The organism is Nonlabens sp., from assembly GCF_047636915.1.
Lineage (GTDB): Bacteria > Bacteroidota > Bacteroidia > Flavobacteriales > Flavobacteriaceae > Nonlabens.
In genome coordinates this window covers 1-25,084 of sequence record NZ_JBLIGN010000023.1, presented here as the reverse complement: position 1 = coordinate 25,084, position 25,084 = coordinate 1, and the positions used below count along the sequence as shown (strand labels likewise).

General features: G+C 36.7%; 23 protein-coding genes. 8 read left to right on the top strand and 15 right to left on the bottom strand.

What is annotated here, in order from left to right:
- Positions 1 to 103 precede the first annotated feature (103 nt).
- The 3 genes from ACJAT0_RS05705 to ACJAT0_RS05695 all read right to left on the bottom strand — a co-directional run bounded on the left by ACJAT0_RS05705 (position 104) and on the right by ACJAT0_RS05695 (position 4,475).
- Positions 104 to 1,492, bottom strand: a complete 1,389-nt coding sequence (locus tag ACJAT0_RS05705) for an arginine decarboxylase (RefSeq protein WP_415180874.1) — start codon at positions 1,490 to 1,492, stop codon at positions 104 to 106.
- A 91-nt stretch (positions 1,493 to 1,583) separates the two neighbouring features.
- Positions 1,584 to 2,570: a pseudouridine synthase gene (locus tag ACJAT0_RS05700; RefSeq protein ID WP_374003873.1), complete on the bottom strand. Its 987-nt coding sequence runs from the start codon at positions 2,568 to 2,570 to the stop codon at positions 1,584 to 1,586.
- Positions 2,571 to 3,218: 648 nt separating this feature from the next.
- The gene (locus ACJAT0_RS05695) at positions 3,219 to 4,475 is read right to left on the bottom strand and encodes an ABC transporter permease (protein ID WP_415180873.1); all 1,257 of its coding nucleotides are present in this window, start codon (positions 4,473 to 4,475) and stop codon (positions 3,219 to 3,221) included.
- Positions 4,476 to 4,714: 239 nt separating this feature from the next.
- Here ACJAT0_RS05695 and ACJAT0_RS05690 point away from each other — a divergent pair, with 239 nt between their 5' ends.
- Positions 4,715 to 5,770 (top strand): diphosphomevalonate/mevalonate 3,5-bisphosphate decarboxylase family protein, encoded by a 1,056-nt coding sequence (locus ACJAT0_RS05690; protein WP_415180872.1) that lies wholly within the window; start codon positions 4,715 to 4,717, stop codon positions 5,768 to 5,770.
- 9 nt (positions 5,771 to 5,779) lie between these two features.
- Positions 5,780 to 6,718 carry a mevalonate kinase gene (locus tag ACJAT0_RS05685; protein ID WP_415180871.1) on the top strand — a complete coding sequence of 313 codons (939 nt, stop codon included), beginning with the start codon at positions 5,780 to 5,782 and terminating at the stop codon, positions 6,716 to 6,718.
- A gap of 166 nt (positions 6,719 to 6,884) precedes the next feature.
- Here ACJAT0_RS05685 and ACJAT0_RS05680 read toward each other — a convergent pair whose 3' ends face one another.
- The 4 genes from ACJAT0_RS05680 to pepE form a co-directional block, all read right to left on the bottom strand.
- Positions 6,885 to 7,580: a M15 family metallopeptidase gene (locus tag ACJAT0_RS05680; RefSeq protein ID WP_415180870.1), complete on the bottom strand. Its 696-nt coding sequence runs from the start codon at positions 7,578 to 7,580 to the stop codon at positions 6,885 to 6,887.
- On the bottom strand, positions 7,577 to 8,032 hold the full coding sequence (locus ACJAT0_RS05675) for a GNAT family N-acetyltransferase (protein WP_415180869.1): 456 nt from the start codon (positions 8,030 to 8,032) through the stop codon (positions 7,577 to 7,579). Before ACJAT0_RS05675 ends, ACJAT0_RS05680 begins: the two co-directional genes overlap by 4 nt.
- Before the next feature lie 6 nt (positions 8,033 to 8,038).
- Positions 8,039 to 8,581, bottom strand: a complete 543-nt coding sequence (locus ACJAT0_RS05670; protein WP_415180868.1) for a GNAT family N-acetyltransferase — start codon at positions 8,579 to 8,581, stop codon at positions 8,039 to 8,041.
- A gap of 299 nt (positions 8,582 to 8,880) precedes the next feature.
- Positions 8,881 to 9,597 carry a dipeptidase PepE gene (pepE, locus tag ACJAT0_RS05665; RefSeq protein WP_415180867.1) on the bottom strand — a complete coding sequence of 239 codons (717 nt, stop codon included), beginning with the start codon at positions 9,595 to 9,597 and terminating at the stop codon, positions 8,881 to 8,883.
- 121 nt (positions 9,598 to 9,718) lie between these two features.
- On the opposite strand from pepE, the gene ACJAT0_RS05660 reads away from it, so the two are divergent.
- From ACJAT0_RS05660 to ACJAT0_RS05635, 6 genes are all read left to right on the top strand, one after another.
- Complete coding sequence (locus ACJAT0_RS05660; RefSeq protein ID WP_415180866.1) at positions 9,719 to 10,609, top strand: carboxypeptidase-like regulatory domain-containing protein; 891 nt, start codon at positions 9,719 to 9,721, stop codon at positions 10,607 to 10,609.
- Positions 10,599 to 11,147 (top strand): hypothetical protein, encoded by a 549-nt coding sequence (locus ACJAT0_RS05655; protein WP_374003864.1) that lies wholly within the window; start codon positions 10,599 to 10,601, stop codon positions 11,145 to 11,147. Before ACJAT0_RS05660 ends, ACJAT0_RS05655 begins: the two co-directional genes overlap by 11 nt.
- An 88-nt stretch (positions 11,148 to 11,235) precedes the next feature.
- The gene (locus ACJAT0_RS05650; protein WP_415180865.1) at positions 11,236 to 11,847 is read left to right on the top strand and encodes a DUF6702 family protein; all 612 of its coding nucleotides are present in this window, start codon (positions 11,236 to 11,238) and stop codon (positions 11,845 to 11,847) included.
- A 62-nt stretch (positions 11,848 to 11,909) separates the two neighbouring features.
- Positions 11,910 to 14,207 carry a M1 family metallopeptidase gene (locus ACJAT0_RS05645; protein ID WP_415180864.1) on the top strand — a complete coding sequence of 766 codons (2,298 nt, stop codon included), beginning with the start codon at positions 11,910 to 11,912 and terminating at the stop codon, positions 14,205 to 14,207.
- Between the two features lie 84 nt (positions 14,208 to 14,291).
- Positions 14,292 to 15,113 carry a hypothetical protein gene (locus ACJAT0_RS05640; RefSeq protein WP_415180863.1) on the top strand — a complete coding sequence of 274 codons (822 nt, stop codon included), beginning with the start codon at positions 14,292 to 14,294 and terminating at the stop codon, positions 15,111 to 15,113.
- 43 nt (positions 15,114 to 15,156) lie between these two features.
- Positions 15,157 to 15,432, top strand: coding sequence for a twin-arginine translocase TatA/TatE family subunit (locus ACJAT0_RS05635; protein ID WP_415180862.1), 276 nt, complete (start codon positions 15,157 to 15,159; stop codon positions 15,430 to 15,432).
- A 492-nt stretch (positions 15,433 to 15,924) separates the two neighbouring features.
- On the opposite strand, the gene ACJAT0_RS05630 is transcribed toward ACJAT0_RS05635, so the two are convergent.
- The 8 genes from ACJAT0_RS05630 to purH all read right to left on the bottom strand — a co-directional run bounded on the left by ACJAT0_RS05630 (position 15,925) and on the right by purH (position 25,045).
- Complete coding sequence (locus ACJAT0_RS05630; RefSeq protein WP_415180861.1) at positions 15,925 to 16,578, bottom strand: O-methyltransferase; 654 nt, start codon at positions 16,576 to 16,578, stop codon at positions 15,925 to 15,927.
- A 611-nt stretch (positions 16,579 to 17,189) separates the two neighbouring features.
- Complete coding sequence (locus ACJAT0_RS05625; protein WP_415180860.1) at positions 17,190 to 17,441, bottom strand: hypothetical protein; 252 nt, start codon at positions 17,439 to 17,441, stop codon at positions 17,190 to 17,192.
- 380 nt (positions 17,442 to 17,821) lie between these two features.
- On the bottom strand, positions 17,822 to 19,099 hold the full coding sequence (rodA, locus tag ACJAT0_RS05620) for a rod shape-determining protein RodA (RefSeq protein ID WP_374003857.1): 1,278 nt from the start codon (positions 19,097 to 19,099) through the stop codon (positions 17,822 to 17,824).
- Between the two features lies 1 nt (position 19,100).
- Positions 19,101 to 21,047 (bottom strand): penicillin-binding protein 2, encoded by a 1,947-nt coding sequence (gene mrdA, locus ACJAT0_RS05615; RefSeq protein ID WP_374003856.1) that lies wholly within the window; start codon positions 21,045 to 21,047, stop codon positions 19,101 to 19,103.
- A complete protein-coding gene (locus ACJAT0_RS05610) occupies positions 21,044 to 21,553 on the bottom strand; it encodes a hypothetical protein (protein WP_374003855.1) in 510 nt (169 codons plus the stop codon). The genes mrdA and ACJAT0_RS05610 overlap by 4 nt, the downstream gene beginning before the upstream one ends.
- A complete protein-coding gene (gene mreC / locus ACJAT0_RS05605; protein ID WP_374003854.1) occupies positions 21,546 to 22,373 on the bottom strand; it encodes a rod shape-determining protein MreC in 828 nt (275 codons plus the stop codon). Before mreC ends, ACJAT0_RS05610 begins: the two co-directional genes overlap by 8 nt.
- Positions 22,374 to 22,406: 33 nt before the next feature.
- Entirely contained in the window at positions 22,407 to 23,444 is a 1,038-nt protein-coding gene (locus ACJAT0_RS05600; protein ID WP_374003853.1) for a rod shape-determining protein, read from the bottom strand.
- A gap of 53 nt (positions 23,445 to 23,497) precedes the next feature.
- A complete protein-coding gene (gene purH / locus ACJAT0_RS05595) occupies positions 23,498 to 25,045 on the bottom strand; it encodes a bifunctional phosphoribosylaminoimidazolecarboxamide formyltransferase/IMP cyclohydrolase (RefSeq protein ID WP_415180882.1) in 1,548 nt (515 codons plus the stop codon).
- Positions 25,046 to 25,084: the final 39 nt, after the last annotated feature.

The window sequence follows — 25,084 nt, the reverse complement described above, 5'->3', positions numbered from 1 at the left end:
TATGATTTCTTTTCTCAAAGGCTATACATTCCGGTAGGCTACGCGTAGCGCTTAAAAAAGGCCCTGATAAATTTACCGCATCCCTAATGCCACATACTCATTACTAATACCCTAAAATTCCCAGCATTTGCTCACTAGTTTGTTGTTTTTTAAATACCCTAGTGGTGATGCTGCCGTCTTCATCGCGGTCTATCAATACGTGCTTGGGTGCGGGTATTAAACAGTGCTGAATACCACCATAACCTCCTATGCTTTCTTGATAGGCTCCTGTATTAAAAAAGCCTATATACAGTGGTTTGTCTTTATTATATTTAGGTAAGTATATAGCATTAATATTTTGCTCGCTATTGTAATAATCATCACTGTCACATGTGAGGCCGCCTAAAAGCACTCGTTCGTACTCTTCATTCCAACGGTTCAATGGCAACATGATAAAACGCTTGTTAATAGCCCAAGAATCTGGTAGTGTTGTGATAAAGGAGCTGTTGATCATGTTCCATTTTTCACGATCGTTTTGCTGTTTTTGATACAATATCTTGTAGATAGCACCACCGCTTTCTCCTACAGTAAAAGAACCAAATTCTGTAAAAAGATTTGGTACATCGACTTTAGCATCATCACAAACCTGTTTAATTTGAGCCACAATTTCATGGATGATGTATTCATAATCAAAATCAAAAACTAAAGAGTTCTTTATAGGAAAACCACCGCCTATATTGAGACTATCTAGAGACGGGCATATTTTTTTAAGACTTACATAAACCTTCAGGCACTTATGAAGTTCATTCCAGTAATAAGCATTGTCTCTAATGCCCGTGTTGATAAAAAAGTGCAACATCTTGAGTTGAACTTGATCGTTAGTTTCAATTTGGCTTTTGTAGAAATTCAAGATATTTTTATAGCCTATTCCTAATCTACTGGTGTAAAATTCGAATTTAGGCTCTTCTTCACTTGCAATGCGTATTCCAGCATGGAACTTTTTACGGGTCGCATTAGTCAACAATGTCAACTCTTCATAGTTATCTATAATCGGAATGCAATTCTGCCCTGAATCAATCAAGGCTGCAATATTTTGTATGTAAAGGTCGCGCTTAAAACCATTACATATCACATAGGTTTCCTTTCGGATTTTGCCTTCTTCCTTTAACTTGTTGACTATATGAATGTCAAAAGCACTAGACGTTTCGATATGAATATCATTGGTTAAAGCCTCGTCTAGGACATGCTTGAAGTGCGAACTTTTTGTACAATAGCAGTAATGATAGTTTGCTTTGTAGTCTGCTTTCGCGAAAGCAGAAGAAAACCAACCTTTTGCGCGATTGATATTGTCCGAAATCTTTGGTAAATAAGTGAATTTTAAAGGAGATCCATACTGCTCTACAAGCGCCATAAGATCGATACCGTGAAATTGTAATTGTGCATCGTTAAGCTCAAATTCTTCCGTCGGAAAAAAATAAGTTTGATCGATGAGATCGATGTATTTTGTATTCAATGTCGTAAACTGATGGTTAAAAAAAGCTCTGTTAGATGATTCTAGCAGCAGTTAAATTTAGAACAGAAGAAGTTAACAGAAAGTTAATTGTTTATTGAATCATCTTGAGGTTAATGACCTCTTGATCAGTGAGTCTGCGGAAATGACCACGAGGCAAATCTTTCTTAGTCAGACCACCTAGCACTACGCGATCAAGGACTTTTATTTCATATCCTACAGATTCAAAAATACGTTGCACGATGTTATCCTTACCGCTGTGGATTTCAATACCTATCTCGTTATTCTTACCATTTTCTACGTAGTTGATCTCTTTAATTTCTATTTCTTCACGATCCAACGAGATACCGTTACGCAATCTCATTAAATCTTCGTGTTTAAAGCTTCGATCTAGGGCCACTTGGTAGATCTTGCGTAGTTTTTGTTTAGGATTATTGAGCTTATTAGACAGTTCAAGGTCGCTTGTAAACAGCATGATCCCTAAGGAAGATCTTCCTAATCGTCCCACAAAATGCAGGCTGTTAGGACTTGCGTTTTCCATAAGGTCAAGAACGGTTCTTGTAGAACCTTCTCCTTTCCGAGGGGAATTAAATCCTTTAGGCTTGTTAAGAATAAAATATTCTTTCTTAGTGGCTTGTATGGGTCTATCATCAAAGCGCACTTCATCTCCCGGCATTACTTGATACCCCATTTCTATAACAGGTTTTCCATTTACTCTAACGCTACCTGCTTTGATATAGATGTCAGCATCCCGACGACTACATAGTCCCGAATTTGCAATATATTTGTTTAGTCTGGTACCGGTTTTATCAGTTTTCCTCTTAGAAAAGCTTTCGGTCTTCTTACGGTCTATGTATTCTTTTTTAGTGACGGGTTTTCCAGAACGGGATGTTCCTACCACCTGATTTTTACCGCCACGAGTAGTAGGACGTTGATCAGAGTCGCTCTTCTTAGCAGAAGGCTTCCCTTTAAAGTCAGATGATCCTTCTTTACGTCGGTCATTATTTTTTGAAGCACCTGCGCTTTTGCCATCACGGCGGCCGCTTCCTTTACTTTTAGATCCTTCGTTATCTCTGCCCATCGTATTCTAATTTTTTGCAAAGATAGCCTTTTAGTTATTTGAAAATGAACAGGAAATTTAAATTAAAATGTAAGTGTGTGTTCTAGAAAAACTAATACTAGTACCCAGCTTTTATTAGGCATACCAGATAAGATTTATAGGGAATTTTGTACTAGGGATTTTTATATCGGGCATTTGGCACGTGCGGAAACATCAACTTAAAAAAAATAAAAAAATGACATGAGTTCTAGGCGTTGACAGTAGTAGGAGAACAGCAACGGTACATATATATATAAATTTATAGCCAAGTCCTACAGGAACCAGAAGAACTGGACACTTCCAACCTTATGATAATTATTTCAGTATTTACTTATTTTGTTTGGTGATGTAAAAAGACTTCCTTCAAATAAAAAATCACAGATACATTTTAATGCTATCCCTGCAAGATATAAAGCTCAGATTTTTTACTTGTATGCTTTTATATCAATTGAGAGGAATGCCTATCGGTAAGCTATGGGTATCTTGATAATGAAGTTTTTGAAGGTATAAATGATATACTCGTGATTTGGTTAGAGGTGCTCACTTGACCTGCATATAATAGTTTCGTACTATAAAAACTTAACGATAGGGTTAAATCGATTTCAAAGTAATGATTTTTCTAAGAAGCTATTACATACCAGTTCTAATCGCCTCAACAGGATCTAATCTCGAAGCGATAATAGCTGGCGCAATTCCAGCGATAAGACCTATTGCAGCACTCACACTAGTTCCTAGAATAATATTTGAGGAGGACAAGATAAAAGTAAAGTCATCTGTTGCTGTGTTCGCTATCAATGTGCCCAGCCAGACAAATAGAAGGCCAAAGAGTCCTCCAAAAAGTGCTAAAATAATGGACTCAAATAAAAATTGAGAAAGGATAAAACGTCTTTTGGCTCCTAAGGATTTTTGAATTCCAATCAAGTTAGTTCGTTCTTTGACGCTCACAAACATAATGTTTGCAATTCCAAAACCACCTACCAGCATGGAAAAGCCAGAAATGATAACTCCTATAATTTTTAATACAGAAGTCACTTGGTCAATTAAATCAGTAAGGCCTTTTAAGGGCTGTATAAAAAAGTTGTTGATCTGATCTGGTTTTAAACCTCTATAAGCCCGTAATTTTTGTTCAAAAGTTGCTGTGAACTCATCTGGATCGACTCCTTTTTTAGGTTTAAGAATAATAGCAGCTATTCTAGTCTTATTATTATCACCATATATTTTACGAACAAAGTTGACGGGCACATAAGCGCTTCCATCCTTTGAAGGTCCAAAACCTAATCCTTGACCTACTTTTTCTAAAACTCCAATGATGGTGAATTTGTTACCGTATAATCTAACGCGTTTGCCTAAGGGGTCAGTAGTGCCAAAAAGACTTGAAGCTACCTCACTACCTATGACAACCACTGGACTCCCGCTATTAGATTCTGATCCATTAAAGAAACGACCTTCCGTTAATTTAACATTATCTATGTCATAAAAAGATTCAGTTCCAGGAATGATACTTACTCCAGTTGCGGTTTTACCTTCAAATTTAATATTCTCTGGTGTCGCAAATACGGTGTAGGTAATGGCGTCTATATCTTCCATACTGCGCTGCAGCATCTGATATTCATCATATGAAACATTAGGAAAGTTCTCGTACTCGTATGGATCTAATTCGGTAGGGCCAAAGGATCTATTCAGTATATAAATGGTAGAAACATCTAGCTCGTTAAGCCCATCGGTAACTTCTTTTTCTAAAGAATCAATGGCAGCCAGAACTCCTATGATGGAAAAAATGCCAATGGTAACTCCTAGTAAGGAGAGGAAAGTACGCAACAAATTAGTGCGCAATGCATTTATGGCAAAAAAGAAACTCTCCTTTAAAACTCTAAGATAAATGAACATGGATTGATTTTAGATGGTCAGCTATTTATAAAAGCACTTTCTCATTGGACAGTAAATAATTGTGTTTGTTACAAAAATCATTGTTTTTATTCTGCTTTTTAGCAGAATCAATTTGATGCTTTAATAAATGCACCACAAGTAAACGAAGCACCGCTTTTTCAGAAGAAAGAAAGCGGTGCGTCAAACATTTCTTAACCACTTTTCGTATCTTATCTTTGCAAACTAAATACGATCGACAATTGGAAGAGAATTTTAAGCTCACAAATGCTGTAGAATTAAAGGAGTCGCTGGCGACAAAATGGCAAGCGCCTTCTAACATTGCACTTGTAAAATACTGGGGAAAGCACGGGTTGCAACTGCCTGCAAATCCTTCTATAAGTTTTACATTAGACGCTTGTCGCACCATTACTAGCGTGAAAGCGAGCCAAGGAAAACACAGTTTTAGTATTAGTTACGATGGCGAGGCAATACCAGAATTTGCACCTAAAATCGAGGCCTACTTTAAGCGTATTGCTAGTTACTGTCCATGGATAGCCAATTATCATTTTGAGATTGATACGCACAATACTTTTCCGCATAGTTCTGGAATAGCGAGTAGTGCCAGTAGTATGGCTGCTTTAAGTGCTTGTGTTATAGATTTTGAAAGTGAGCTTACTGGCGTGCCGCTGGACTATCATAAAATGTCATTTTTAGCACGATTAGGTTCTGGAAGCGCTTGTCGCAGTCTTCAGGGAGCAGCTGTTTTATGGGGTGAGCATAAAGATACAGAAGGTAGTTCTAATCATTATGGAATCGATAAAAGCGAATTGTTGCATCCCATATTCAGGGACTTTCAGGATACTATTTTATTAGTGGATAAAGGAGAGAAAGTTGTGAGCTCGACAATAGGACACGATTTAATGAATGGTCACGCTTTTGCGAAAGCGAGATTTGAACAAGCTCATGAAAACTTAACTACCCTAAAAAAGGCCTTAGAAGAGGGCGATTTAGAGACTTTTATTAAAATTACAGAAAGCGAAGCGCTTACTTTACACGCTATGATGATGACATCTCATCCCTACTTTATCCTCATGAAACCTCAAACACTTTCTATAATCGAGGAGATCTGGGCTTTTAGAAAAGAAACGCAAATACCAGTCTGTTTCACACTAGACGCAGGAGCAAATGTGCACCTTCTATACCCTAGTGAACATAAAATTGCTGTCGGTGAACTGATTAACAACAAATTGGATCAATATTGTCAAAACTCTCATTATATTTGTGATCAGATAGGCACTGGTGCAAAAAAGTGCTAACTTAGGCGTATGAAAGGACCATTATTTTATTCTAAGATTTTACTCTTTGGAGAATACGGGATTATTAAAGACTCCAAAGGTCTTTCTATTCCTTATAATTTCTATAAAGGAGCACTTAAAATAAGTGATGAATTAACCGAAGAATCGGTACAATCTAATAAGAATTTAGAGCGTCTGGCTACTCATATAGAATTACTTCAAGAAACAGACAAATATTTTCCACAATTTGATCTTATTAGTCTTAGAGACGATTTGAATGCAGGAATGTATTTTGACTCTAGTATACCACAAGGTTATGGCGTAGGAAGTAGTGGAGCATTAGTAGCTGCTGTATATGATAAATATGCGATTGAGAAAATCACTGTATTAGAAAACTTGACCAGAGAGAAACTATTGATTTTAAAAGATATTTTTGGAAAAATAGAGAGTTTCTTTCATGGAAAAAGTTCAGGATTAGATCCTTTAAACTCCTATTTGAGCCTGCCTATTTTAATCAATTCTCAACAAGATATAGAACCAGCAGGAATCCCATCGCAACTTGCGACTGGAAAAGGAGCTGTTTTTCTTTTAGATTCTGGAATAGTAGGTGAGACCGCACCGATGGTAAATATTTTTATGGAAAACATGAAGCAAGAAGGTTTCCGTGCTATGTTGAAGGACAAGTTCGTGAAATATACAGATATGTGTGTGGAAGATTTCTTGAGCGGCGATGTAAAAGGACTTTTTGGCAACGTAAAGAAACTTTCTCACGTCGTACTACATAATTTCAAACCTATGATTCCCGCACAATTCCATGCTATATGGGAAAAGGGACTGGACACCGGCGATTATTACTTGAAACTTTGCGGTTCTGGCGGTGGTGGCTATATTTTGGGGTTTACAGAAGACCTAGAAAAAGCAAAGAAAACTTTAGAAGATTATAAACTAGAAGTGGTGTATTCTTTTTAAGAGAGCACTATCTTTATAACAAACGCTCAACTGAAAAGTGGGCTTTTTTTTAGCTCCTTAGTGGTAGAATGAATCCTAAAATTAAGAAAATAGGCTTGTGAAATTACTTTTCTATTCCTTTCCAAAACAGACCTATTAATTTCACCATTACGCAATTTCTAATTTATTAAAATAAGCCTTTTAACTTTGGGTTGATACCCTTGATATGCTCTTCTATGTACCGTTTGATCCGTTTTTCACTGATTTTATCCATTCCCATAACAGTTTCTGATCTAAGGAAATGAACTAAATCTATGGTTTTTACGTAATCGTTATATCGCTTTCGCGAAAGCGGAACATAGCTGTAATGCCAGGGCTCATATTTAAAACCAGTGCGGGTATTATTCATGGTATAAACCAATTCAAAATTATATGTAGAGCCGTGTTTCTCCATCCAGTCCTTCAGCTTGCAAAAAGGGCCGGTGCCATGAAACTTTGAAGGAACGAGAACATCACCAGAGTACGTGGCGTTGGTATCAATTAGGTCTATGTCGGTACCCCAATGATGTCGGGAAGTGCCTGGAACAGTGCTGTATTCTACAATTTTGTCAAAAATAGCATCTGGTTCAAGTCCCTGCACTGCGTACTTTTTATATTTGCGGTTCCAAATTTGTGTCTGTCTGGTAAAACTTCTATATCCTGAAACTACAGCCATATGGATCCCGTCTTTTGCAGCGGCTTTTTTCATAAGATCAAAAGCCTCTTGGGTTTCTTTCTCTAAAAGGTCTTTAGGATTAGAGGCCTGTCCAGTAAGCTTTTTTTGATCTAACGGCTGCGTTTGCATAAAAAGAAATAACAAGAAGTAACTGAGTAGGCGTATCATAACAATTTCATCATTTTGTAGTGGTCTCCAACAGTAGGAATGTCAAATACATCACTTACAACATCATAACTCATTTTCTCATAGAAAGTTGTCGCTCCTATGCGGGAATTGAACCAAAGAACCTTAATGTTACGTTCTTTAAGAATTTGCTCCGCTTGTTTTAATAATTTTTTGCCTATTCCCTTTCCTTGAGCAATTTCGAGAACCGCCATACCTCTTAATTGATAACAATAATGGAGTTTGATATCTTCTATTTTATTCAGGTGAATGTCTTTGTTCATTAAAAAAGTAGCGACTCCTAGGATTTTATCTTTCTCAAAAGCCCCTAAATGAAAAGTTGTCCCTAATTCATCTCCAGAAAAATGACACTCTTCCAAAGTTCTTCCTTTTCTAAGAACTGAATTTCTAACGCTTAAGGTTTCCCTCGCTGTGATGGGTTGGATAGCAATCATCTGTGATTATTTTAAATTTTTGAGATAGGTTTCTTTAATGATTTTATACTGTCTGGCAGGTTCTCTGCCATCCCATAAAAATCTATGCTCTAAAGTCATACCTAGTTTTTTTGCTACTAGTTGTGAGCCGTAATTTAGTTCATGGGCCTGTGCGATTAATGCATCTATACCGTGATCTTCAAAAGCATGGATAACTACCGCTACTCCAGATTCGGTGGCATAACCTTTTCCCCAATATTTTTTCATAAAGCGATAACCTATATCTACAAAACCGGCCTCTTTATGATACTTTAAACCATTCCAACCTAGAAAAACGTCATCTTCTTTTCTAATAACAGCAAGTCGCCCCATGTGATATGACGCAAATTGCCCCTGCGGATTTGAAACATAATCGATTGCAAATTCTTTGGCGGCATCTATAGTTGAAAAAGCAAAGTCTCCCGTGTATCTCATTACCTCTTCGTCACTATTAAGTTCATAGAGGAATGGCGCATCTTTTTCTTGAAAAGGCCTTAAGTACAATCGTTCTGTTTTTAGTTTTAAATTCATATATGGAGGCTGTCACTGTTTTTATTTCTCTTAAAAAGCACTTTTGTAAAAGGACACCATGTATGGATCTTAAGTCCTTTTTCTTTGGTATAATGGGAGTTTTATGTCATTTAATTTTACCTAGTCCTTTACCTTCCTGAGAACAATCCAACTTGGTATGGTCTATAGGCATCACTTTATTTTCTAAAAAACACGCCAATTCTGTTATAGTTTTATCGTTTTTTCAGGTAAAAAAATGGTTCAGATTTGTTTTGGTTATACGGTATAGACGACATGACACTACGTTTGATAAAGTTAGCCTATTTTAGAAGTTCTGCAAAGTTATATCCAGAAGGAACTTCCATGGCATTTTTGTTTTGTTGAAATATTCTTGCCGTATGGGTGCCGCAAAGCATTTCTTTTTCGTTTTGAACTCTGATATAACTTCCTTCTCGCAATCCTACAACGGGTAAGTTATTATAACAGTGAAATTCTTTGATGCGCTCTTCTCTAGTTTCTCCCATGTGAGTAGAAGATGGTTCTGGATCTAAATAATGTGCATTGATATTATAACCTACCGCGCCCATAGTTTTGAAATTGGATGGCATGACTATAGGCATATCGTTTGTATTTCTCATGTTAAGACCACAAATATTGCTACCAGCGCTTGTGCCAATATAAAAAGTTCCTGCGTACAATTGCTTGCGCAAGCTGCTCATTATTTCTAGGTCGTAAAGCATCTTAACAAGTACAAATGTATTTCCACCACCAGTAAAAATAGCTTCAGCATTTTCTATGGCTTCTTTAGGATTTTTAAATTCATGAATTCCTTGGACTTCAATTTCAGTGTCTTTAAAAGCAGTCTTTACTTTGTCAGTATAACTATCATGAGAAATACCTCCTGGTCTTGCATAGGGGATAAATAGAAGGTTTTTTATACTTTGTTTTTTAAATACTTCCATGATATCTGGAAGTAGATAAGAAAGGTAATCTGTACCATGAATGGTAGATGTACTGGCAATGATCATGTTTCTCATAGTAAGCTTTGGGCTAGGTTAAACATCGTTAAACTCAAACAATGATAGGATTAATTGTGCGTTATTTGTTTAGAATAATTGTTTTTGACTTTATTTTAGGTCAATTGATAAATTTATAATTATGAAAGAGGTTTTGATGTTTCTTTTATTAGTCGGTGGACTGATCAATGCGCAAAAAGAACGCATACAAATAAAAGGTTCCATTTACAGCGAAGCAAATAAGCCGTTGGAAGGTGTTACTGTTTTTAATCAAGCATCTCTAGAAGGGACAGTGACAAATAAAGAGGGAGGTTTCTTAATTCATGCAAGAGAAGAAGATAGACTTTCTTTTAAAGCAGTGCAATTAGAATCATTTGCTTTAATGATTACTAAAAAAGTAATGGAAGATAAAAAGGTGGTTATCTCTCTTGATGAAGGCATAAATCAGCTAGACGAAGTCATTATAGAGGATGGGCTAATGCGTGTTAAGGTTAAAAAAACACTTTATGTGGATACCAAAGTGGACAAGGTAAGTGACCTCAATTTAAAAACAAGAGCTGTAGACCGTATGGAAAATACGTTTTCTGATCGGATCAAACAGCCTGAAGAATATGGGGTAAGAAATGAGGCATTTAATCAAAATATGCCCAGATTTAATATGGCAAATATTATTGGAGGACTTGCTCTGCTGGCAGCAGGAGCTGCAATAAATGAGTTAGCCGCAACTATTGAAAATGGCATTGATACGGCACCAGATGTAAGGAGACAAAAATTTGATGTGCACGTTTTAAAAAACACCTATAGCACAGAGTACTTACTTGATTACTTGCAATTGCTTCCAGAAGATCTTTATGAATTCATGTATTTTGCTAAAGATAATGGCCTCAATGAATCTCTATTTGAAACAGAAAGAGAGCTAGATTTGCTTCAGTTTCTTTCAAATCAAGTAACTTTGTTTAAAGAAAAAAAGAATTATTCAAAAATAACGGAAGGTTTCTCACCTTCTATCAAAGAAAAAAGCAATGAAAAATAATGCAGTAAAGAACACCGTTTTCGGTTTAGTAGCTCTATTTTTATTCAGTGTCACATCATGTGATAGTGATGATGATTTACCATCAGGTCCACCATTAGTAGTGAACTTATTTTGTTATGGAACAGATTCTGCTAGTTCCTTTGAGTCTACTAAGGCTTTTTATAATGATGTAGAAGAAGTTAGACCTAGTGTATATAGAACGGCCGCTTTTATAACGGATGAAAGTTTAACCGTAGATATGAACAGTGAGTTGCAAGGAGCAGGCGTATTGTTAGAAATAGTCCTTTACGGTGATCGCGATGTTGTTTTCCAATCAGGCACTTATAAAATAGATCCCAATCAAGAAATAGGTAATGCATTTGTTTCTTATGATGTAGACTACGATTCTACAAGTGCTACAAATCGCGGATTAATTCTAACTTCAGGGTACCTAAGAGTTACACCATATCGAACAGGATACGCTATAGAGATAGATGGGGATGACATAAATGGAGATCGTTTTCACGGTATTTATTTAGGCGACGTCACTTTACTATAATCATAGATCAATTTCTAAACCGTTTAGGAAAGTCTATGTTTCTTGTTCTGTATATAGGTTTATTTCCGAGTATTCTTAAAAACCAAAAATGTTTAAAAAAGTAAAAAGATTATCCCTGATTGGTATCGTCGGTATGCTACTCGTATCGTTTTCTAAAATGACTACTGTTATCTCTTTTAATGAATTCGAAGAAAAGATTGAAACCTTAGGTGTCACCATCCAAGAGCTTTTGGTAGAAAGTAACATCGAGATGAACGATGTACATAAATATTATATTTCTGTGTCCAATGCTACGTATAGTAAAAGTGCAAAAAGCGTTCAGATGGTCACGAGGTTTTTCATTGATGATCTAGAAGATGTTCTCAATGCGCGAATCCAAGATCCTATTGAGTTAGGAAATAAATCTACTATGGAAGAGGTGTATCCTCTTTTAAAAGGGTACTTAGCAAAAAAATTAGAAGTTCAAATAAACGGTGTGAATTCTATACCTAATTTTATAGGAGCAGAATATGAAGGAGATCAAATAGTACTTTATATAGAGCTACCTTCAAAAAATATTCCCAAAGAAGTGACTATGAGGTTTAATGCATTTCTAGAGCTTTTTGAAGGACAGAAAAATTTAATTCACATGAATATCGACGGAGAGCGTCGCACTCTGTTAATCGATAAAAATAAACGAACGGATACTGCAAAGTTTTAGTTAAAAGCTTTTTAGATTATTCATTATTGTTAATTTAGCATTTCTTAATTTAAATTAAATACATGAAAGTTATTAAACTATTGTTTATCACTATAATGCTGGTCTCTTTTGGCTCTTTTGCACAAGAAAAAGAAGTCAAAGAAGAGCCTAAGCTTGAAGAACATGCTAACATCAATAAATTCCGTCAGTTATATCAGGAATTTTCTACGCCTAACCAGTATCGCAGTGCTAGTGGTGCTCCAGGACCTAAATATTATCAGCAACGTGCTGATTATGAAATGGATATTAGGTTAGATGATGAAAATCATCACTTATTTGGTTATGAAACCATTACGTACACGAACAATTCTCCAGATGTGCTGGATTATTTATGGGTGCAGTTGGATCAAAATATGCGTTCAAAGGATTCTAAAACCCCTCTTATTGAAGGCGGCGGCGTGGAGCCATTCATGCAACCATCTGGTTTTGCAGGAGCATATTTAAGTGAGCCTTTTGATGGTGGTTTTAATATTAAAAAAGTACTGGACAAAAATGGTAACCCATTGACCTACACGATCAATCAAACTATGATGCGTGTTGAGATGCCAGAAAAATTAAAATCTGGAAAGGATTTTGAATTTGATATCGAATGGGATTATAATATAAATGACCACGTTAATGGTCGCGGCCGTAGTGGGTACGAGCAGTTTCCTGACGGTCATAGAGCTTATGTAATTGCACAGTTCTATCCTAGAATGGCAGTTTATAATGATGTAGAAGGATGGCAAAATAGTCAATTTTGGGGTCGTGATGAGTTTGCATTGCCATTTGGTACTTTTGAGGTAAATATTACGGTTCCTGCCGACCACTGGTTGGACGGAACTGGAAAAATAACGAACCGCAAAGACATGTATTCTAAAACAGAATTAGCTCGTTATGAACAGGCGCAGAAGTCATTTGAAAACCCTGTAGTTATTAGAACACAGCAAGAAGCTGAAAAACTAGCGATGATGCCGGGTTCTAAAGAAATGAAAACATGGAAGCTTAAAGCAGACTATGTTCGTGATTTTGGTTGGACTTCTTCACGTCGTTATGTGGCAGACGCTATGGCTGTGAAAGTAGGAGGAAAGGATATTATGGCAGTTTCTATTTACCCTCCAGAAGGAAACCCTTTATGGGAGCAATGGTCTACTAAAGCAGTCGCTCAAACTTTAAAGTCGTATTCAAGAATGACTTTTGATTATCCTTATCACAAAGCAATATCGGTACACGCAAAGAATCAAGGGATGGAATATCCTATGATATGTTGGAATTACGGTCGTCCAGATACGGAAGGGAATTATTCTGATCGGGTTAAATTTGGAATGATATCTGTAATTATTCATGAGGTAGGACATAACTACTTCCCAATGATCGTAAACTCTGATGAACGTCAATGGACCTGGATGGATGAAGGTTTAAATACTTTTGTACAGTTCGTTGCAGAGCAAGACATGGGAGAAAATTACCCGACTTCTATCGAAGGTTTAGATGCTTATCCTTCAAGGCGTGGACCAGCAGCTAATATTGTTCCTTACATGGCCGGAGATCAGAGATACATTGCACCAATAATGAGTAAAGGTCTAAACACTTATCAGTTTGGTTCTAATGCTTATGGCAAACCTGGTACAGCTCTTAATATTTTAAGAGAAACAGTAATGGGTCGTGAGCTATTTGATTATGCTTTCCGCACATACTCTGAAAGATGGATGTTTAAACATCCAACTCCAGAAGATTTTTTCCGTACGATGGAGGACGCAAGTGCTATGGATCTAGATTGGTTTTGGAGAGGATGGTTCTATACCACTCAATTTAATGATATGGGTATTGAATCTGTTGAGAAGTATTTTGTTTCTAGCGATAGAAATCAGGCGATGAAAGATATGATGAAAGCTAGAAATATAGATGAAAGCAGGATACCGGCTTTAGTATATATGGTAAAAGAAGGTAGTGTAGATTATAAGGAAGACCTTAAAGGTAAAGAAGCTTCTGAGTTAGTAGGAGAATTAAAAACCTACTTAATGGATAACTTTACAGCTGCCGAAAGAGCAATGATGAAGTCACCTAAGTATTTCTATGATATCAAAGTAGTAAAGCCAGGTGGATTAGTAATGCCTATTATTATTGAGTATACTTATGTCGATGGCAGTACGGAAACGGTTACTCATCCAGCAGAGATATGGAGATTAAACGATAAAGAAATAGGACTAAGCAAAGCAAGTACCAAGGAAATTATTAAAATAGTACTCGATCCTAAATTAGAAACTGCTGATGTAGATACGTCTAATAATACATGGCCAGCTGCCGCGGAGATAAGCAAGTTTGACCAAATGAAGAAATAATTTAACATTCTTCTGAAATAACTTTACAACCAGATTCACAATGAATCTGGTTTTTTTATGTTTAATTAGAAATATCTTTGTGATATGAAATTAGTTCAATTTTTATTGGTTGTTACAATGCTTTTTATTTCTTGTAACGATCCTTCAATAGATCAACAAGGTGACGGCGGTGATGGAATTGTTGAGCCTGTGCTAGAATCAACAAAATTGAGTGCTATAGAGGTTGCTCAAGACGTTATGACTAATGTAGTCGAGGATATAGAGATCTTATATAATCAAGATGATTTAGTAAGTCAGGTGTCGTTTAATGGAATTGTAAGTGCCGTTTATACTTTTGAATATGCCGCTAATAATAGATTAGAAACAGCTATTAAAAATAGTGGAACAACTACCATCTATAACTTCTCTTATACAGCAGATTCTGTATTTCTAGAATATACAGATCTCAATGGCGACCTAGTCGATAAACAATTCTTTACAGATACTCAGAACAGAATTAATCGAGTGGTTACCAGAAGAACCGATACAGCAGGTAATCCAACTCAAACGGAAGATTTACGTTATCAATACACGGCAAATTTCAATGTAAACCGAATCAACAGGATAGATGCAAATGGCTTTACCGTTAATGGCTATAGTGAATTTACCTATGAGTTTAACAACAATCCATTTACAGATATGAATGACGTTGTACGTCTTATTGTCTTTCCCGAATTCATTCCTTATACAAGATATTTGCCTAGCAGTAGGATGGATTATACGGCTCAAGCGGGCAGTTTTGTCATCGATAGGTCTTTTGCTTATAGCTATATCTTGCAAGATGATGAATTTCCAAGGTCTCGAGAAATAATAAAAACGGAGTCCGGTGTAACAACTAGTTTCTTTGAGTTTTTTAATTATCTATAGATACAAATTGTAATTCAAAATTGTCCTATCGTATATTTGCAACATGAAAATGATACCGTTATTTATCAGTACACCAGAGCTTATGATTGTAGGCTTGGTAGTGATATTGGTTTTTGGCTCAGATAAGTTGCCAGAAATCGCTCGTGGTCTGGCAAAGGCGATGAAAACCGTGCGTAACGCAACGGATGACATCAAAAATGAAATCAGTAAAAGTGCTGATGAGCACGGGTTTACCACAGATGTCAAAGAAATTACTAAAAAGATAGAAGAAGTGAAGGATCAAATTGAAGATTCTGGTTCTATTAAACGTAAATTTTAGTTAGATAGAATTTGAAAGTTTTTGGGTTTTTGCAATCCAAATTCAAAATTGGTTTTTAGTTGATATCCTCTTCTTTTATTTGTTCTTTAAAAGAGTGAAGAGACCTCTTAATGATATCGTTACGGCAATTATTCCTATGGTAGTGTCGGCGACTTTTTAGTAACTAACCTGGTTAAAAATCTGGTAGAAAGATTGCGAACCATCGAGGATCCAGTTTTAATGGGTAGCATTCAGTTCGAATAGAACCCTTAAAGGTCTATTTTTTTGGGGGTTATTTTGCCATGTGTTTTACAGTGACCTCTTTTGTAGTTTTGGTATTGTGATCAACTGAAATGATCAGATGGGTTTTGCTTATTTGTATGTGGCCAGTTACTTTCGTGTCTTCAAGAATTTTTCTAAGCGTCCATTATCCACCAGATGTATATATAGGTATTCTCGCAGGATGACTCCTAGGGTGTTGTTTCACTTACTTTTTTCTAAAATAGAAAAAGATTACAACACACGGCTTAAGGTAAGTCCGTCCCGAACCGATAAGAGCACTGTTTGCAGCCTGTGATCTTCTTTTAACAGTTGGTTGTATTCCAGTAAAATCGAAGTCGATTTATCTTTTGGGTTGAGGTCTTCCACGACCTTACCGTGCCACAATACATTATCAGAAATAATCAAACTTCCGGAATGTACTTTTTGCATAACGAGGTGAAAGTAATTTATGTAATTAGGTTTGTCTGCATCTATAAAAACCAAGTCAAAAGTTCCTTCTAACTCAGGAATAATTGTCATTGCATCTCCTATTTTTTGTGTTATAGATATATTTTTAGTTCCGTTTTCGCTAAAGCGTGAAAAATATACCGCAGCGAGATCTTCTAACTCTTCATTAATATCGATGGTTATGAGTTCACTATTATTGGGCATTCCTTCTGCAATACAGAGCGCTGAGTATCCAGTAAATGTTCCTATCTCAAGAACACGCTGAGGGGCTTTTAAATGGGAGATCATGCTGAGTACTCTACCTTGATAAGGACCAGATAACATGATAGGTTGCAGTACTTTTTGATAAGTCTCTCGAGCGAGATCTTTCAATATTTGCGGTTCATCTTCAGAATGAGCAACGATATAGTCATCAAGATTTTGTGGAAGGAAAAACATAAGAAAGCATTTGGAATGCAATAGTACGAACTAACTCTTAGTTTAAATTTATAGCAACAACATCTATTTCTATTTTAGTGATTTTGCTATCAGCAAAGATCTAAAAATCGGCTCTTTCAGGTAAGTTTATACGCGCCCGGCTTGTTCGGTTTCTTCGGTAATCCCGCGATCAACTCATTTTCTAGAATGATGATCCATTTTTTTGTTTTAGACATATAATCATTTGCTTTTACGATATTAGGAAATGGAGCTTCTGCTTTTTTACTTTGATTCGATATGCAGTAATGGAAAGGACCATTGTATTTCCATATGTAAAGGACTGTAAACAATAAAAGCAGCAGGTATGGTTGCCTTTAATTTGTACATGCAAGTGGTTATCATGTCCTACTGCGTGACAGCTGTGGTATCTAATTTCACTTCGTTGATGCGATGACAACTGATCTAATTCTAAGCAAGGAATGAGATGTGGTTCAATTAATATTTTTTCTGCAGGTAGAAATTTAAGCATATCATCAATCATGAACTTCGTAAGAGCTTCGACTATAGTTAGGTCTTTATTTATGTTGAAACTTAAATACTTTGCATGATCATACTGTAAGATTCCAGCATCTTTACATTTTGACTTGTGTTATTTCAGGTTCTAACGATTCTTTATAAACACCATAACCCAAAAGGAACGTGTGGGAATTTACTGCTGCGCCTGCTTTCGTCAGATATGGAAAGGCAATGTCTATTTTACGACCATCATTATGACTCAAGTGAGGTAATAAAGGGAGTCTATGGATAAAAGGAAATCCGGCATCTAGATAAATTAGTTGAAGTCCAGAGATAGCATTATCGTAGTTTTCTGAATGAAAAGCCATGTAATCAAATAAATCGGCGTGTATATAATTCCTACATAACAATACATATCTTAAATTATGTGGAGCTATGTAATCGTTAAAAATGGGAAGGGCGCTTCTGCTATTTAATGGAGCAAGAATTGGAACTATTAAGAAGACACAAAGCATATAAACAAAAGAGAAGCTCCACAGTCGCTTTCTTTTATTCCAAGTGGATCTGCGGCACTTAAAATAACCAAAAACTGCAATTCAAATGATCCCGCCTACATGAGTAATCAATGTCACTAGGACGGCGATAATGATATGAAAAAGTGCGTTTAGGTATTTCAAGGGTAGTTTCAAATTTTTAATTCAACCGTGATTTGTGGTCCAGACATCTGTCCTTAAATAGGTCTTTTTTCCTAATGATAGTAACTCATTCTATGCGCATCGAGTTTTATAAATATAAATAGTAAAATCGTAAATCCCATAAGGCCACTACCACCATAGCTCATGAATGGCAATGGAATTCCTACAGTAGGCAAAAGACCTATAACCATTCCCACATTTATAAAAAAGTGAAGGAAAAATATTCCTGCTACTCCATACCCATAGATGCGAGCAAATATATTGCGTTGCCGCTCTGCCATAATGATGACTCGGTAGATAAGAAGCATAAAAAGTACAATGGTTACCGTTGTTCCCAGAAGTCCAGAAACCTCACCTATAGCGCTGAAAATAAAATCAGTGTGTTGCTCTGGCACATATCCGCCTCTGGTTTGCGTTGCTTCATCTAGGGATTTTCCTGCCCAGCCTCCATTCCCTATGGCAATCATACTTTGGTTGATGTTATAGCCTATTCCAGCGTCGTCTTGCACCCTTCCTAGTACAATATCAATACGGTTTCTATGTCTGTCTTCTAGAATATTATTAAATATATAACTGGTAGAAAGAGTATAAGCAATACAAATTACAGCGGCAATTACATAAAGATACCCTCTAGGTTTAGGAAGGTGTTTGAGGTGTTTCTGCTTTCGCGAAAGCAAATACAATAAAGTAACAATGACTACAATAATCAATAGGATCCACCAAGTGGTGATTACCAACGCACCTAGAAACAAAGCGGTTGCTATAAGTCCTAAACTTAAGTACCAAAGAGATAATCCTTCTCTGTGGAGGGCAAAGAAAAAAGCGCAGTAAATTAAGGCACTTCCTGGATCTGGTTGAGGTATAATAAGAAGTGCAGGCAAGGCAATAATTCCTGCTGTGATCATAAAATCTCTAACATTCTTTAAAGAAACATTGAGCTGGCTTAAAAATTTCGCAACGGCAAGAGCGGTAGCAAACTTTGCAAACTCACTAGGTTGAAAAGTAAAAGAACCTAAAGGATACCAAGAAAGGGCCCCATTTACTTCTTTGCCAAAAATATATAGGCCAGCGAGCGACACCAGAGAGACCGCATAAATAAGTCCTGCAAAGCGTTCATAGAATTTGACTTCCACAGAAAGTATAACGATAATAAGTATGGCACAAACGCCTATAAAAAGTAATTGTTTACCATAAACCTCATTAATATCAAGGATGGACGTGTATTCTAATACGGGAGCAGCACTATAAATACTGAGTAATCCTATAGCTACAAGACTTGCATAAATTAAAATAGAAGCAATGTCGTATTTGGGCTTGTCTCCTATCGCCATATTAGTTTCGTATTTTAAGTTGGAGATTTTCTAAAAACTGTTGAAGCGAGTTTTCCTTTTCAATTGTAATTAAGCCTTGATCGATGGCTTCATTTATTTTAAAAGGTTCTGTGCTTAGTTTTTTAGCATATTCGTATTCCAGACTATGGGTAAGAAGATAGTCTTCAAGATCAGTTCTCGTAATGGTACCCTTAAGATGTTTTTCAATTAATAAGCTCGCTATTTTTGCAGCATAACGAGAACCCCAGTATCCGTTTTCAATGAATACAGCAATGGCTATTTTAGGATCGTCTTTAGGAGCAAAAGCAATAAATACGGAATGGTCAGTTAGTTGCTTACGCACCCCATTTATTTTTGTGAAATTCTCTACTGTTCCCGTTTTACCACAAATTTCAATTCCAGGGACTTGAACATATTTTGCAGTACCAGAATTATAAACTTCGTTCATCCCTTCCACTACAGGTTCAAAATGTTTTGCATCTATGGTGGTGTAATTTTTATTTGTGTATGTAGTGTTGTCGATAGGCTCACCATTGATGCCTTTAATGATATGAGGTGTATAAAAGTAACCTCTGTTTGCTATGGCAGCTGTCATATTGGCAAGCTGTATAGGGGTTACAGCTATTTCTCCTTGACCTATAGCATTGGAAATGGTAGTGGTAGCATACCATTTGTATTTATACATAGAGGTGTAGTAATCCCCATCAGGAATTCTTCCAGGTTGGCCTACGGGTAAATCATACCCTAAGAAATCACCCAGTCCAAAACTAGCCACATGATCGTGCCATATATCCATACCTTTCGAAGACGTTTTTTCATTCTCAATGATTCTTCTATAAACTTGAGCAAAGTAAGCGTTGCAACTTTCTGCGATGCCTCTATTCATCGCTAGCGGACTAGAGTGGGCATGACAACCCAGTTTTTTCTTACCTCCATAGTTGTAACCATTATAACAACTAAAGCGGTCTTGTGCTGTTACAACACCTTCTTGAAGTGCCACCAATGCATTGATTACTTTAAAAGGAGATCCAGGAGCATACTGACCTTGTAATACTCGATTAACATCAGGCAACCCTATGGTGTCTCTTAAGATGGCATTGATGTTCTTAGATCTATTGCGCCCCATTAGTAAACTAGGATCATAATTAGGGGCGGTAACAAGTGCCAGTATCTCACCTGTTTGAGGTTCTATGGCAACGATGCCGCCACGTTTGTTCCTCATTAATTTTTCGGCATATTCTTGTAGTTCTTTGTCAAGAGTTACTGTAAGATCTGTTCCTGCAATCGGAGCAAGATCACTGGAACCGTTTTTATAAGATTCTATAGCACGACCATAATGATCTCTAGTGTATTTCTTATATCCTTTTTCACCTCTAAGCTCTTCTTCATATTGAAGCTCAATACCGCTTTTACCTGCTAGGTCACCTTGTACGTAGTAATCGTCGGCATCTATTTTACTCTGGTTGACCTCTCTAATGTATCCAAGAACGCTTGCGCTGTGATCCACTTGGTATTTGCGTAAAGAACGTCGTTGTATGTAAAAACCAGGAAATTTTCTAAGTTGTTCTTGAAGTGGTGCATATTCCTCCTGTGTGAGTTGAGGGACGATCACACTAGCCCGATTGGTAGACCATTTCATTGCGGTCTCTAGTTTTTTCTTTAATCTACTTTCTTCTATTCTAAGTAATGTAGAAAGTTTATGTAAGTCCACATCACCAGTTTCTTTTGGGATGGCCATCACGTCATAAGCTACTTGATTTGCCACCATCAGTTTTCCATTGCGATCATAAATAAAACCGCGTTCTGGATAGTTGTAAACCGTTTTTACCGCGTTGTTTTCTGCCTCTAGTTGTAATTCATCAGAAAGAATTACCTGCAGGTAGACCATTCTACCTATAAAAATAAAACCTACTAAGGTTACAACGGATAGAAGCAATAGTTTTTTCATGTTTTAACTCTAGGTTTAAAAAGGGACAGTAATAAACTGTTTGCGATTAATGAGGCAAGTCCTACGCTCAACGTAAGTTTAATGGTATAGAGTATTTGCGAACTGTTAAAAATTATTAGGCTGAAGAAAACTAAATGGTGCGCTAGGATACATAAGGTTAAGAATAATAATAATCTGTCGATAGGTGTTCGTATAACTTTGAGATTTTTCATTCTGTAGCTTTCTCCGTATACCAATCGCAGCCAAATAGGTCTTGTAAAAGCTACAGTTAGAGCGGCAGCTGCGTGTGCACCACCGCTGTTTTGAAAAGTATCAAGAATAATTCCTAGTCCAAATGCGAGTAATAGAAAACTCCATCGCTTGTTTTCTACGGGAAACAAAACAATGAAAAGAATATAAATCATGGGATCGATAAAGCCCAAAAAGTCAATTTCGTCAAACAAGAATATTTGCAGGACGAGCAAGCCCGCAAAGCGAAGAATATTATTTGCGAGAGTTCTATTCATTAGTACCTAACGTATCAATTGCTTTCAAAGCCATTATATCTCTATTTTTAATGACATTTACATAGTCTAAATTGGTCATGTCATTGAATAACTCAACATTAATTTTATAACGAGAACCATTTTCAACGAGCTGTGCATCTTTTATAACTCCTATTAGAATGTCTGGAGGAAACATAGTAGATTGTCTTCCAGTTATGATCGTATCTCCTCTAGTAACCCTTGCTAGCCTTGGAACATCCTCTAAGCTCATTCTATAAGGATCATTACCAGCCCATTTTAAAGAACCTATGGTAGCCGTTCCCTTTATTTGAGCGTTTAAAGAGATTTGTGAGTTTAAAATCGAAATGACTCTAGAGAATTTATTACTACTGTGGTCTATCACACCTACAATTCCAGTTGAAGAGATTACACCCATATCAATTTCAATACCCTGATCTGTTCCTATATCAAGGGTGATATAATTATCTGGTTTGTAATAATCATTTTTGATGACTCTTGCAGGGAAAATTTTATAAGGAATACTATCAGGAAATATGAAAGTAGTTTCGTTTCCTAAAAGGGTGTCGCTTATCTCTAGTAAACGCATTCTTAGGGATGCATTTTCCTGATTTAATTTTTCATTTTGATCCTGCAGTTTAAAGTAATCGTAAAAACTATTTTTAGTGAGAAGAATACTTCCGGTTATGTTTCCCGAAGAATGTATGGTGGTATTACGATGGTAATCATGTGATTGAACTGTGAAAACAACAGCTGCAACCATTAAAAATAGGTACAACAACAAGTTTCTGTACTTGATCAGAAAATTGATGATTTGTTGCATGCGATTAAGTCAATAAGTTAAGTTAGAAGTAAGTTATTTATATTTATAGGCTAACACGCTTTTATATTTTTCTAAATTCTTAAGAGTTAATCCGGTACCACGTACTACGGCTCTTAAAGGGTCTTCAGCAATATAAACTGGCAAGTCTGTTTTCTGAGATAAACGTTTATCAAGGCCACGTAGCATAGAACCACCACCAGCAAGATAAATTCCAGTATTATAGATGTCTGCGGCTAGTTCTGGAGGTGTTTGAGATAAAGTCTCCATTACGGCATCTTCTACGCGCAGTATAGATTTATCAAGTGCTTTTGCAACCTCGCGATAGCCTATTTTCACCTCTTTAGGTTTCCCAGTCAAAAGGTCGCGCCCTTGCACGCTCATTTCTTCTGGTGGCACTTCTAGATCTTCTGTGGCAGCACCTATTTGTATTTTTATTTTTTCAGCAGTGCGTTCGCCTACATAAAGATTGTGCTGTGTACGCATGTAATAAACGATGTCATTAGTAAAAACGTCACCTGCTATTTTAATGGACTTGTCACAAACTATACCGCCTAGTGCAATAACAGCAATCTCAGTAGTTCCACCACCTATATCTACAATCATGTTTCCTTTGGGTTGCATAATATCTACACCTATACCTATAGCAGCTGCCATAGGTTCATGAATTAAATAAACTTCTTTACCATTCACTCTTTCTGCACTGTCTCTTACTGCTCGCATTTCTACTTCTGTGATCCCTGATGGAATACAAATAACCATGCGCAAAGAAGGAGCAAACCATTTTTTCTTCAAAGCAGGAATCTCCTTAATAAACATGGAAATCATTTTTTCACTGGCATCAAAATCAGCAATTACTCCATCTTTTAACGGTCTAATTGTTTTGATGTTTTCATGAGTTTTCCCTTGCATCATTGCAGCTTCTTTACCTACCGCAATAATTTTGCCCGTAGTTCTATCTCGTGCAACAATGGATGGGCTGTCTACAACGACTTTACCATTATGGACAATCAGAGTGTTTGCCGTACCTAAGTCGATGGCAATATCTTCGGTAAGAAAGTCAAAAAATCCCATAAAAAAGAGTCGTAAAATGTTAATAATTAGGGTCACGTAAAGTTAGAACAATTCTAGTGTTTAAAGTGTCTTGTTCCTGTGAAAACCATGGCGATATTATTTTTATTGCAATAATCAACAGAAAATTCGTCCTTAATGGATCCTCCAGGTTGTATTATGGCCGTAATCCCGGCATTACCAGCAATTTCAACACAATCTGGAAATGGGAAAAATGCATCACTTGACATTACAGCGCCGCTTAAGTCAAATTTAAAGGATTGAGCTTTATGAATGGCCTGATTTAAGGCGTCTACACGAGAAGTCTGACCGGTTCCACTGGCGCAAAGTTGTTTATTTTTTGCCAGAACTATCGTGTTAGATTTAGTATGCTTACACAATTTGGAAGCAAACAATAGATCTTCTATCTGTCCAGCTGTAGGAGCGAGTTTTGTAGCTGTTTTTAAATCATCTTCTTGGTCTGTTTTTAGATTAGGGTCTTGAACTAGATATCCATTTAAAGAGGCACGGACTTCTAGTTTGTTGCTATCTCGCTTCCGCGAAAGCGCACCTTCAACAAGCTCTAACATAATTCTATTTTTTTTCCCCTTTAGAACCTCTAGTGCATCGATGGCAAAAGACGGAGCAATCACCACTTCACAGAATAATTTATGAATCTCATGAGCCGTAGCAGCATCAATTTCCACATTAGAGATCAAAACGCCGCCAAAAGCAGAAACTGGATCACCAGCAAGGGCATCCACATAAGCTTGATGGATTGTTTCTCTTTGTGCTACCCCACAAGCATTGTTGTGTTTGAAAACACCGAATGTAGGAGCGTCATATACAAACTCACTCATTAAATTAACGGCAGCATCTACATCGAGTAAATTGTTGTACGATAGTGCTTTTCCGTGATGTTTGATAAACATCTCATCAAAGTCTCCATAGAACCACCCACGTTGATGTGGGTTCTCACCATAACGTAATGGCATTACATGTTGCTCACTTATTTTAAGGGCTTTTCCTTCAGAATTACCAGCAAAGTAATTGTAAATCGCACTGTCGTAATGAGAAGAAATATTAAAACAAGTAGCAGCAAATTCCTTGCGTTGATCTATAGAAGTTGTGCCGTTACCAGAGTCTAGGACTTCTAATAATTTAGAATAATCTTTTACGGTCCCTACACAAAGAGTATCCTTATAGTTTTTTGCACCAGCGCGTATTAACGAAATCCCGCCTATGTCTATTTTTTCTATGATATCCTGCTCGTGCGCATCACTAGCAACTGTCTTTTCAAAAGGATACAGATCTACAATGACGATATCTATTTGAGGAATGTCAAATTCTGCTAATTGTGCTTCATCCCCTTTATGATCACGTCTGTTTAAAATACCTCCAAAAACTTTAGGGTGTAATGTTTTTACACGACCTCCTAAAATCGATGGATAGGAAGTGACGTCTTCAACAGGAACGACGTCAATCCCCAAGTCTTTTATGAACTTTTCAGTTCCTCCTGTAGAATAGATGGTAATGCCTAGGTCGTTCATTTTTTTAACGATAGGAGCGAGACCTTCTTTGCTGAATACAGAAATTAAGGCACTTTTTGCGGTGATGTTACTCATGTTGTATGTTCTTTTGTGTGGGAAAGTGCAAAAGTAATT